The 11,296-nt window shown below is 58.8% G+C and carries 12 protein-coding genes and 1 pseudogene; 9 read left to right on the top strand and 4 right to left on the bottom strand.

The features are described from left to right. Nucleotides 1-452 (top strand): peptide chain release factor-like protein (locus RSB01_RS11495; protein WP_332625501.1); only part of this gene is annotated, 452 nt, incomplete at its 5' end. A 73-nt stretch (nt 453-525) separates the two neighbouring features. Here RSB01_RS11495 and RSB01_RS11490 read toward each other — a convergent pair. From RSB01_RS11490 to tyrS, 3 genes are all read right to left on the bottom strand, one after another. Next, nucleotides 526-1,263, bottom strand: a complete 738-nt coding sequence (locus RSB01_RS11490) for a polymer-forming cytoskeletal protein (RefSeq protein ID WP_332619973.1) — start codon at nt 1,261-1,263, stop codon at nt 526-528. Nucleotides 1,264-1,395: 132 nt separating this feature from the next. Continuing rightward, on the bottom strand, nt 1,396-1,863 hold the full coding sequence (locus tag RSB01_RS11485) for a peroxiredoxin (RefSeq protein WP_332592174.1): 468 nt from the start codon (nt 1,861-1,863) through the stop codon (nt 1,396-1,398). A gap of 41 nt (nt 1,864-1,904) precedes the next feature. After that, entirely contained in the window at nt 1,905-3,161 is a 1,257-nt protein-coding gene (gene tyrS / locus RSB01_RS11480) for a tyrosine--tRNA ligase (protein WP_332625500.1), read from the bottom strand. 178 nt (nt 3,162-3,339) lie between these two features. Here tyrS and RSB01_RS11475 point away from each other — a divergent pair, with 178 nt between their 5' ends. The 3 genes from RSB01_RS11475 to RSB01_RS11465 all read left to right on the top strand — a co-directional run bounded on the left by RSB01_RS11475 (nt 3,340) and on the right by RSB01_RS11465 (nt 6,156). Then, nucleotides 3,340-4,500 carry an anhydro-N-acetylmuramic acid kinase gene (locus tag RSB01_RS11475; protein ID WP_332591166.1) on the top strand — a complete coding sequence of 387 codons (1,161 nt, stop codon included), beginning with the start codon at nt 3,340-3,342 and terminating at the stop codon, nt 4,498-4,500. Between the two features lie 50 nt (nt 4,501-4,550). Further along, nucleotides 4,551-5,477 (top strand): DMT family transporter, encoded by a 927-nt coding sequence (locus tag RSB01_RS11470; RefSeq protein ID WP_332591167.1) that lies wholly within the window; start codon nt 4,551-4,553, stop codon nt 5,475-5,477. A gap of 391 nt (nt 5,478-5,868) precedes the next feature. Next, complete coding sequence (locus RSB01_RS11465) at nt 5,869-6,156, top strand: DUF6624 domain-containing protein (RefSeq protein ID WP_332591168.1); 288 nt, start codon at nt 5,869-5,871, stop codon at nt 6,154-6,156. A 99-nt stretch (nt 6,157-6,255) separates the two neighbouring features. On the opposite strand, the gene RSB01_RS11460 is transcribed toward RSB01_RS11465, so the two are convergent. Beyond that, on the bottom strand, nt 6,256-6,906 hold the full coding sequence (locus tag RSB01_RS11460; protein WP_167178217.1) for an alpha/beta hydrolase: 651 nt from the start codon (nt 6,904-6,906) through the stop codon (nt 6,256-6,258). A gap of 160 nt (nt 6,907-7,066) precedes the next feature. Between RSB01_RS11460 and RSB01_RS11455 the strand changes: the two genes are divergently transcribed. The 5 genes and pseudogenes from RSB01_RS11455 to RSB01_RS11435 all read left to right on the top strand — a co-directional run. Further along, entirely contained in the window at nt 7,067-7,531 is a 465-nt protein-coding gene (locus tag RSB01_RS11455) for an Rrf2 family transcriptional regulator (protein ID WP_332591169.1), read from the top strand. Beyond that, nucleotides 7,531-8,667, top strand: coding sequence for a cysteine desulfurase family protein (locus tag RSB01_RS11450; RefSeq protein ID WP_332591170.1), 1,137 nt, complete (start codon nt 7,531-7,533; stop codon nt 8,665-8,667). Before RSB01_RS11455 ends, RSB01_RS11450 begins: the two co-directional genes overlap by 1 nt. A 3-nt stretch (nt 8,668-8,670) precedes the next feature. Beyond that, nucleotides 8,671-10,137: a Fe-S cluster assembly protein SufB gene (gene sufB, locus RSB01_RS11445; RefSeq protein WP_332591171.1), complete on the top strand. Its 1,467-nt coding sequence runs from the start codon at nt 8,671-8,673 to the stop codon at nt 10,135-10,137. 14 nt (nt 10,138-10,151) lie between these two features. Further along, nucleotides 10,152-10,901 (top strand): Fe-S cluster assembly ATPase SufC, encoded by a 750-nt coding sequence (gene sufC / locus RSB01_RS11440; protein ID WP_332591172.1) that lies wholly within the window; start codon nt 10,152-10,154, stop codon nt 10,899-10,901. Next, nucleotides 10,898-11,296: pseudogene (locus tag RSB01_RS11435) on the top strand (Fe-S cluster assembly protein SufD); the annotation flags it as partial. The gene sufC and the pseudogene RSB01_RS11435, both read left to right, overlap by 4 nt.

Here is an 11,296-nt window from a genome sequence, read left to right as displayed (position 1 = left end):
CACCCGTGGTCGATGATACGATTGAGATTGATATCAATCCGGCCGATGTTCGTACCGATACCTATCGTGCCTCGGGCGCAGGTGGTCAGCACATCAACAAGACCGACTCGGCTGTGCGTCTGACGCACATTCCGACCAATACAGTCGTGGCCTGTCAGGCTGGCCGTTCGCAGCACCAGAACCGCGATCAGGCGTGGAAGATGCTGCGTGCGCGTCTGTACGAGTTGGAACTGCAAAAACGTGAAGCTGCCGCTCAGGCTCTGGCTGATGCTAAGACCGATATCGGCTGGGGTCACCAGATCAGATCTTACGTTTTACAGCCATACCAGATGGTCAAGGACCTGCGTACCAACGTCGAAACCTCGGACACCCAAGGTGTTCTGGACGGCGATCTGGACGCCTTTATGGGGGCCGCACTGGCTGCCCGAGTAGGCGAGACGCGCGAAGGCTGACCGGACTTAAAACCGAAACGACAAAGGGGATGGCTGATGCCATCCCCTTTTTGGTAACCGGGCCAGAGCAGACTTAATCTGCGCCTACGGGTTCGTCCCCGCGTTTGGCCTGTGTCGAACGCCCGGAGAACCATGCCCCGCGCTCAATCGTGATCTGTTCTTGTGTGATGTCGCCCTCGACACGCGAGGTCGGATGCAAGCGCACCTGTTTGGCGACAATGGCACCGGAAATACGCCCCCGCACGTCGAGCAGGTCGGCATGAACGGTTCCTTCGACGGTGCCTTTTTCGTTGATGAGCACCTGCGAGACGCGGACATCGCCTTTGACGACACCTTCGATAATCAGTTGGCCAACACCAGATATATCGCCTTCGAAGGTCATGCCGGTACCCAGAACGGACGCGGCTTCTCGCGTTGGACTGGCAGGTGTGGAGCCACCGCTATGGCCGCCACCGGACCCGCCCGAACCGCCGTGCCCGCTTCCACCCGAGCCACCACCGCTGCCATATCCGCCGGAGCTGATGCCTCCACCGGTCCAGCTATCGTCGGCAGATGCATGGGTTTGGGTGGAGATCAGGTCGGTGTCAGGGGCCGGTTCTTCGAGGCGAACCCCAATGTCCTGATGATCTGCCGCCAAGCGTTCTTCAGCGGCATGGCTGTAGGATGCGCGGGGGGCAGGAGAGGGATCGTGGAGGATCTCGCTGTCCAGCTCCAGTTCTGCATCATCCAGATCATGCAAACCGTCATGGGCGCTGGCGCTGCCCATGGAGCGTGTCGGCGGCGGAACGTAGGGCTTGCCCTTGTTGAACATACAGACCTCCCGATCCGTCGCGGGGGAGCGACGGCTGATTACGACTCACTGAACAGTGTTACCCCTAAGGTATAACAACTGTAAAACGTCGTTCGATCAAATTGAGAAATCTTCGTTTTTACGGGCTGTTGGTTACAGCGCCTGTGCGGCCTTCAGCACTTCGTCCGCATGCCCCTTAACCTTCACATTATGCCAAATGCGGGCGATCTGGCCGTTGGCATCAACGAGGAAGGTGGCGCGTTCAATGCCCATATATTCGCGGCCATACAGTTTTTTGAGAATCCAGACGCCCCATGCCTCGGTAACCGCACCATCTTCATCCGAACCAAGGATGATCTTCAGATCGTGCTTGGCTTTAAAGCGGTCCTGCTTGGTAACCTTGTCGCGCGATATGCCGATCACAACCGTGTTGGCCGCGGCGAACTGGTCGGTAAGAGCTGAGAAATCCAGTCCTTCGGTCGTGCAGCCGGGCGTGTCGGCTTTCGGGTAGAAATAGACGACGACCTTTTGCCCTTTGAAGGCGGCAAGGTCGAAACATCCGTCGCCATCGGTGGCGATATTCAGCGCGGGGGCCGGTGTGTTCTCTGCGATTTGTGTCATGTCGTAAAATCCACTTCCGGCGCGCCCGCGCCATTTCAGTCCTAGACCGGCTTGACCAGCACGATCTTCTTCTTGCCGGCACCCAGCTTGATGACGCCGTCGGCATTGACGTCGGCATCGGTGATCAGGCGGGCACCATCATTGATGACTTCATCGTTCAAGCGCAGGCCACCGCCCTGTGCCAGACGGCGGGCTTCGCCGTTCGAGCCGCTGAGGCCAGCCTTGGTGCTGACGGCAGCGATCATGGCACCGATCACTTCGTCCCGCGGCAGTTCGACGGTCGGCAGGTCTGCTGAAAGCTGGCCTTTTTCAAAAGCAGCCTCGGCAGCCGCGCGGGCCGTCTTGGCGGCTTCTTCGCCATGCATCAGGGTGGTGGCGGCGTCAGCGAGCGCCTTCTTGGCCTCGTTTATCTGGGCACCTTCCATCGCTTCGAAGGCGGCGATTTCTTCCAGCGTCAGATCGGTGAACAGACGCATGAAGCGGCCAACATCGGCGTCCTCGGCATTGCGCCAGAACTGCCAGTAGTCGTACGGGCTGAGCTGCTCTTCATTGAGCCAGATGGCACCACCCATGGTCTTGCCCATCTTGCCGCCCGACGCGGTCGTCAGTAGCGGGGTGGTCAGACCAAAGGCCGATTTCTGGTCCACTCGGCGCACCAGATCGACACCCGAGGTGATGTTGCCCCACTGGTCCGATCCACCCATTTGCAGGGTCACGTTCAGCGAGCGGTTAAGCTCCAGGAAGTCCACCGACTGCATCAGCATGTAGTTGAATTCGAGGAAGGTCATCGGCTGTTCGCGCTCGAGGCGCAGCTTGACCGAGTCAAAGCTCAACATGCGGTTGATGGTGAAATGGGTACCGAAATCGCGCAGGAACTGGATGTAGCCGAACTTGGACAGCCAGTCGTCATTATTGACCATGACCGCGTCGGTTGGGCCGTCACCGAATTTCAGGAACTTGGCGAACACCTTCTGGATGCCGTCGATATTGGCCTGAATGGTTTCGTCGGTCAGTTGCGGGCGCGAAGCGTCCTTGCCTGTCGGGTCACCAACACGCGTGGTGCCGCCACCCATCAGAACAATCGGCTTGTGGCCAGCCTGTTGCAGGCGGCGCAGCATCATGATCTGGATCAGGCTGCCTACGTGCAGCGACGGTGCCGTGGCATCGAAGCCGATATAGCCCGTGACAACACCCGAACTCGCCGCGCTATCCAGCTCTGCCGGATGGGTGATCTGATGGATGTAGCCGCGTTCCGTCAGCGTTTTGAGGAAGTCGGATTTAAAAGCAGTCTCGGTCATGGCGGTTCCGTAGCATTGGAAACGGCGGCCGTCTTTCGAGAAATTAAGCCACCAAATATTGGGCGGCATTGATCGCGGCCGCTCGTTTAATCGAGGCCGTAATAATAGGTAGCGAAAAGAGCGTCACAGGCGATCATGGGTGCTAGCTACAGCGGGCGGGACGTGGCAGTCAAGCGAGATGACCGATCAACTTCCCCCTACGTCCCTTCGTGTCCTCGGCTTTATGACCGGAACGTCTCTTGATGCCGTCGATATGGCGGTTATCGAGACGGATGGTCACGATATTCTGGCTTTTGGCCCCTCTGGCGAGATGAAACTGGATGCGGAAACACGCACCCTGATCGAATATGCCATTGAAGATGCCTTTGATTGGGAACGTGACGAGGAGGAACCCGAAAGCTTTGACGATGCGCGCATGGCGGTGGCCGATGCCCATCTGGCGGCGTCGCTAGGCTTTATGGCTATGAACGGGGTCAAGAACCTCGATCTGGTCGGTGTGCATGGGCAAACTGTCCTGCATGAAGCCCCGACGCCGGAAATGGCGGGGCGCACGGTCCAGTTGATTGATGCTGTGGCTGTGGCCGACGGTCTGGGCCTGCCGGTCGTTTATGATTTCCGCACCGCCGATGTTGCCGCAGGCGGGCAGGGTGCGCCGCTGGCCCCCGTCTATCATGCCGCGCTGGTGCGCTGGTCGGGGCTTAAAGGGCCTGTGGCTGTGCTGAACCTTGGCGGGGTCGGCAATATCACGCTGGTCCGTTCGGATGGTGCGTTACAGGCCTTCGATACCGGCCCTGCAAACGGTATGGTGGATCTGCTGGTCCAGTCACGCACCCGCAAACGAATGGATGAAGGCGGCCAACTGGCACGCGCCGGCACGGTCGATATAGCTGCGCTTCAAGACTACCTGTCCCATCCGTATTTCGCGGCATCCGGTCCGAAATCGCTGGACCGTTTTGATTTTTCGCTGGATGGCGTCGAGCATCTGACGCTTGAAGATGCCGCGGCGACCCTGACGGCATTCGCAGCCGAGGCGGTGGCATTGGCTGTGGCTCGCTGTGAGGAAGCACCAATCCAGATCGTAGTCTGTGGTGGAGGACGGCATAATCCGGCGCTGATGGAGGCCATTAAGGCCCGCCTGAATATGCCGGTCGCAACCGCCGAAGATCACGGCTGGCGCGGCGACAGCATCGAGGCCGAGGCTTTTGCTTATCTAGCCGCGCGCAGCCATCTGGGCCTGCCGATCAGCTTTCCTGGCACGACGGGCGTAGCGCAACCCATGACCGGTGGACGCACGGCCAACCCCGGTGACGAACCGGGCTTCGAGCCAGACGACTTTTAAATGCCAGAGATAATGAAGTGACCCTTTCGAGTACGCGTTTTTGGGGCATCTTGAGCGGACTGGCTGCCGGGGCGATGTGGGGGCTGGTGTTTCTGGCTCCCAAATTCGTTCCCGAAGCCTCGCCATTCCTGTTGTCAGCGGGCCGCTATATTTCTTACGGGCTGATTGCGGGCCTGCTGATCGCACCGCGCTGGAAGCGTCTGGTTGGCCTGCTAGACCGCAAGACATGGTGGGCGCTGGTCTGGCTCAGCCTGACAGGCAATGTGATCTATTACCTGTTTCTGGTGGTGTCGGTTCACTATGCCGGTGTCGCGGCATCGGCCCTGATTGTCGGGGCTGTGCCGGTTGTCGTGGCCCTGTGGGGACTGAAAGACAAAAACTCGCCACCTATCCGTCGTGTCGGTCCTCCCATTTTATTGGCGGCTCTGGCTGTGGGTTTGATCGGTTGGGAAAGCTTCAGCCAAGGCAAGGTCGCAGCGGATCAAAGCGGTCTGACAGTTGCCATCGGTTTGGTATCCGGCTTGGTCGCACTGGTACTGTGGACCTCGTATGCCGTAGGCAACAGCCGCTGGATGACCAAGATGACAGCGGTCAGTTCGCATGACTGGTCACTACTGATCGGTGTCATGACGGGGGTTCTGTCGCTCTTCCTTGTTCCGGTGGCCATCTTGACCATGGGCGATATGAGCAGCGAATTCTGGCCGCGCTTCCTGATGGTGTCTGTGGGGATCGCGGTTCTGGCATCGGTCGTGGGCAATGCCTTCTGGAACCGTGCCAGTCGTTTGCTGCCGCTGACCATGCTGGGCCAGATGATCGTGTTCGAGACGCTATTTGCCTTCCTCTACGGCTTCATCTGGGAGCAACGCGGCCCGACTGTCATCGAGATCGTTGCTATGGTCATGTTGGTTTTAAGTGTGGTCTGGTGTGTTCGTGCGCACAGGCCTGTGGCGGAAATCGCGGCCGAAGCGGAGCACTGATCCAGAGGGGAGCAAATGGTCTGGTTTCTAGTCGTCACTTTACTTTGTCTTGGTGGCTGCTCGATGGCTCCAGAGCCTGATACGGCCATTGCCCACTGGTTCAGCGGATCGGACAGGAACAGGCCAAGCTGGACAGCTTGCCCCCGGATGCGGATCTGAGAACGCGCTTTGCCAGTGTCTATGTGCTGGACCAATATCCGCGTCAGTTTATGGACGAAATCAGGCGCGGTGATCTGTCTGCTGAGGAAAAGGCCATAGCCCTTGGCGCAACTGGCATCATAATGGCAGAGCAGGACGCAAAGAACCTTCAGGTTGTTCTTGACCATTTGCCGCCAGAGGGCTGGTATTTACGCAGTGCTATGGGGTGGAAGTCGCAACCACGGCGTTTTTGGTGGTCCAGCATTCCAACCTTGAGGCATGGCGTCGGTTCGTACCGGTGCTGGAGCCGCTGGTGGCTACTGGCGAGGTCGATGGCCAGTCATATGCGCTGATGTACGATCGGCTGGCTTTGGCCGAGATGCGACCACAACGATACGGCTCTCAGGTTACCTGCCAGAACGGAGAGTGGGTGGTGCTAAATCTGGAAGCGCCGGAGAGCGTTGAAGAACGCAGGCGCGAGATGGGGTTCGCTGAAAGCCACGCCGATTACGTCGCGGGTTTCAAATCCATGCCGTGCTAACGAAAAGGGCGCGCCTCCCGAAAGAAGCGCGCCCTTTAGGCTGGGTTTAGTTGCCCCTTTCATCGGAGGGGCGCGATGGCTATGCCATCGCACAAACCATCAAGCCGGCTTTTCTTCCAGGCGCTTGTCCAGATAGGCACCGACGCGGCGCTCTACGGCACCCATATGGTCCTGCCAGAAGTGCGAAGCGCCTTCTTCCAGTTCATAATCGATGATGATGCCCTTTTGGGTGCGCAGCTTGTTGACGACGCGCTCTACCTCGACCGGCGGAACGACAGTGTCGTTGGTGCCGTGCAGGAACAGGCCCGAAGCCGGGCAGGGCGCGAGGAAGCTGAAGTCGTACATGTTCGACGGCGGCGACACCGAGATGAAGCCGTCGGTTTCCGGACGGCGCATCAGCAGTTGCATACCGATATAGGCACCGAACTGGTAACCGGCGACCCAGGTCTGGGTTGCGGCCGGATTGTTGGCTTGCAGCCAGTCCAGTGCAGTTGCCGCATCGGCCAACTCGCCGATACCGCTGTCGAACTCGCCTTGCGACTTGCCAACACCGCGCGAGTTGTAGCGCAGGGTGGCAAAGCCACGCTCTACGAACAGCTTGTGCAGGGTAACCGCTACGGGGTTATTCATGTGACCCGCGGCCTTGGGGTGCGGGTGTAGGATCAGCGCGATCGGCGCATTCGGGCGCTTGCCCGGCGAATAACGGCCTTCAATACGGCCTGCTGCACCTGGAAGGATGACTTCGGGCATGAATCGCAGATCCCCTGTCGTTCAATATGTATTTCATCGCAGCCGAATACTTGACTAGCGGGGTAGGACTTTCTAAGTCCCGACACGCAACGCATTCGCCTGTAAGGGCGCGGGTTCTACCACAACAACCCTGAAAAGCGTGCTTTTTTTGAGGGTATTGATGCGCCTTTCTACAAAGGGACGTTATGCCGTGATGGCAATGGCCGATTTGGCGCGTAATGGCGCAGATCGGGCCGTGTCGCTTGCCGAGATTGCAACGCGTCAGGAAATCTCGCTTTCCTATCTGGAACAGCTGTTTGCGCGCCTGCGCAAAGCCGAGCTGGTCAAGAGCGTGCGGGGGCCGGGCGGTGGCTATCGTTTGGCGCGTTCGTCTGCCGAAACCTGGGTGGCCGAGATTGTTCTGGCTGTCGACGAGCCTATCAGAGCTACGCGCTGTGCCGAACATGGCAAACCCAATGGTTGCATGTTGCGCGGTGAACGCTGCATCACGCACAATCTCTGGGAAGACCTCGGAGCTGAAATCCATCGCTATCTGGCCAGCGTCTCGCTTGAAGATGTCGTGTCCAACAAATTGCGTAACCGCCGCTCCGATGTAGAGGCTGCGGCTCAAGTGGCGGCTGAATAATGGCGATCTATCTGGACTATAATGCCACGGCTCTAGTGCGCCCCGAAGTGCGCGACGCCGTGATGGAAGCCATGATGCCGGGCGGCAATCCTTCTGCGGTGCATGCTCTGGGTCGCAAGGCACGGGCGCGGGTCGAAAATGCACGCGCGGCAGTGGCCGAGTTGGTCGGGGCAGACCCGACATCGGTGATCTTCTCTTCAGGTGGTACGGAATCCAACGCACAGGCTATTGCCAGTGCGGTTGCTGGCGGTTGTGACCGCGTGATCGTCTGCGCCACCGAGCATCCTTGCGTTTCCGAGGCTGCTATTCACTGCGGCGTACCGGTCGAGGTGATGCCGGTTCTGGCTGATGGTCAGGCTGATCTGGTGTGGCTGGAAGCGGCTCTGGCAAAGGGTGGTCGTGCCTTTGTCTCGCTGCATCATGCCAATAACGAAAGTGGTGTGATCCAGCCCATAGCCGAAGCCGCAGCGATGGTTCGTGCTGCTGGCGGGTGGATGCATGTGGATGCCATCCAGACGCTGGGTAAAATCCCTGTCGATATTCGTGATCTGGGTGCCGACACGCTGACGCTGTCGTCGCACAAGATCGGCGGCACGCAAGGCGTGGGGGCACTGGTTGTTGGCGAAAACCGTGGGGCCATCCGTATCGTGCATGGAGCCGGTCAGGAACGTGGCCTTCGCGCGGGTACCGAAAACGTACCGGGCATTGCCGGTTTTGGTGCGGCCGCTCTGGTGGTTGCGCAAGAAATGGCATCGGGCATTGATCACAGTGCATGGCGTGATGTGGCCGAGGCCCGTGTGAAGGCTGCGGGCGCAACGATCGTAGGTGAGGGCGCGCCACGCCTGCCAAACACCCTGTTCATGGCTGTGCCGGCATGGGATAGCCCGCAACAGCTGATCACGCTTGATCTTGCAGGGGTTATGATCTCAGCAGGCTCGGCCTGCTCGTCGGGTAAGGTGAAGCCGTCAAAGACTATGGTCGCCATGGGTATGGATGATCTGGCCACTGGCGGCGTGAGAGTTTCAGGTGGCTGGAACACGCAGGAAGACGACTGGGTTCGCTTTGCCGATGCGTGGGTCGCTGCCTATGAAAAACATGTGTCGCGTCTCGGTAAAGACGTGAAGGAAGTCGCGTAAGATATGGTTGCTGTTAAAGAAACTGTTGATACGGTCGCGGAACTGGAGCGGTACAAGTACGGCTTTACGTCCGAGGTCGAGCAGGAATTTGCCCCCAAAGGCCTGAACACCGACATCATCCGTTTCATCTCCGATAAAAAGGGTGAGCCGGAATGGATGCTGGAATGGCGCCTGGCGGCCTATGAGCGCTGGCTGGCGATGGAAGAGCCGACCTGGGCGGCAGTGAAGTACGAACCGGTCGATTATCAGGACCTGTATTACTACGCGGCCCCCAAGACCAAGGAAGGCCCCAAGTCGCTGGACGAGGTCGATCCGGAGCTTTTGGAAATCTACGCCAAGCTGGGCATTCCGCTGAAAGAGCAGGAAGTGCTGGCCGGTGTGCAGGGCGCGCCCAAGGTTGCCGTGGACGCTGTGTTCGACAGTGTTTCGGTTGTGACCACCTTCAAGGAAGAGTTGGCCAAGGTAGGTGTAATTTTCATGCCTATTTCCGAGGCCTTACGCGAATATCCTGAACTGGTACGCAAATATCTGGGCACGGTTGTTCCGGTTTCGGATAACTATTTTGCGGCCCTGAACAGCGCCGTGTTTTCGGATGGTTCGTTCGTTTACATCCCGCCAGGCGTGCGCTGCCCGATGGAGCTGTCGACCTATTTCCGTATCAACGCCTCGCAGACCGGCCAGTTCGAGCGTACCCTGATTATTGCCGACAAGGGTTCCTACGTTTCGTATCTGGAAGGCTGCACGGCCCCGATGCGTGACGAGAACCAACTTCATGCTGCTGTGGTCGAGATCGTGGCATTGGACGATGCCGAGGTGAAATACTCGACCGTCCAGAACTGGTACCCCGGCGATGCCGAGGGCAAGGGCGGTATATACAACTTCGTGACCAAGCGTGCAGACTGCCGTGGAGATCGCTCCAAGGTATCGTGGACGCAGGTGGAAACCGGCTCGGCGGTGACGTGGAAATATCCGTCCTGCATCCTCAGGGGCGAGGAAAGCTCGGGCGAGTTCTATTCGATTGCCATTACCAATGGTCATCAGCAGGCCGATACCGGCACCAAGATGATCCATCTGGGCAAGAACTCGAAGTCGCGCATCATCGCCAAGGCCGTTTCGGCGGGCAAATCGGACTCGACCTATCGCGGTCTGGTCTCGGTACACCCCAAGGCGACTGGCGTGCGTAACTTCACCCAGTGCGACAGCCTGCTGATCGGCAAGGAGTGCGGCTCGCACACCATCCCGTACATCGAAGCCAAGAACGGCTCGGCGCAGATGGAGCACGAAGCGACGACGACGCGCCTGTCCGAAGACCAGCTCTTCTATGCCCAGCAGCGCGGCCTCTCGGAAGAGGAAGCGGTGGCCCTGTTGGTCAACGGTTTCGTGCGCGACGTGCTGCAAGAACTGCCGATGGAATTTGCCGTTGAGGCACAAAAACTCGTAGCCATCAGCCTTGAAGGCTCGGTCGGCTAAAAAGAAGAATTACAATGCTTAAGATTGATAACCTTCACGCTTCTGTTGAAGATAAAGCCATCCTCAAGGGTCTGTCGCTGGAAGTTCCCGCGGGCGAGGTTCATGCGATTATGGGGCCGAACGGCGCGGGTAAGTCCACGCTGGGCAATACGATCGCAGGTCGTCCCGACTATGAGGTCAGTGAAGGCTCTGTGAGCTGGAACGGCTTGGACTTGCTGGAACTTGACCCTGCGGCACGCGCTGCGGCGGGCGTGTTCTTGTCCTTCCAGTATCCGGTCGAAATCCCCGGCGTTCCGGGCCTGACCTTTGTCCGCACGGCTATGAACGCCCAGCGTCGCCAGCGTGGCGAGGACGAAGTGTCGGCTCCGGCCTTCCTCAAACTGGTTAGAGAAGCTTCGAAGAACCTGAAAATGGACTTCGACATGCTGAAGCGTCCGCTCAATGTTGGTTTCTCCGGCGGCGAGAAGAAGCGCATGGAAATCCTGCAAATGGCCATGCTGGAGCCATCGCTGCTGATCCTCGACGAGACGGATTCCGGTCTGGACATTGATGCACTGCGTATCGTGTCCGAAGGCGTCAACGCCTTGCGCCGCGCCGATCGCTCGATGCTGGTCATCACCCACTATCAGCGCCTGCTGGACTATATCAAACCTGACAAGGTCCATGTTCTGGTTGGTGGCCGCATCGTGACGTCTGGCGGTCCGGAACTGGCTCTGGAACTTGAGGCGGAAGGGTATGACAAATACCTGCCGACCGCCGCGTGAACGCGATTGCCCCATTTGACCTGAACGATGCGACGACCTATCCGTCACGTCGTGTCGAGGCATGGAAATACAGTGATTTAGCGAAAATTCTTCGCGAGTCGCCTAAACCGTCCGCTGCGTCTGATATCGAGGGCTATGGCCCGCTTGCTGTGCTGGGCGGCGAGGTATTGTCGCTGGTCAATGGCCACGGTGTCATCGACTATTCGGCTGCTACCCACGCGACGGTTCAGGTGCGTCTGGTTTCAAACGCCGAGGCGACCGGCCACACGGCGCGCGTTTCGATAAAGGCCGAAGCTGGTGCCAAACTGCTGCTGCTGGAAAGCCATGAAGGTCGTGGCGGCTATGTTGCCCATAACCGCATTGAGATCGACATCGCCGCAGGGGCCGAAGTCACC

The sequence above is a fragment of the Brevundimonas sp. genome (genome assembly GCF_036659295.1).
In the GTDB taxonomy this organism is placed as follows: Bacteria; Pseudomonadota; Alphaproteobacteria; order Caulobacterales; family Caulobacteraceae; genus Brevundimonas.
This window is presented reverse-complemented; position numbering and strand designations above follow the sequence as displayed.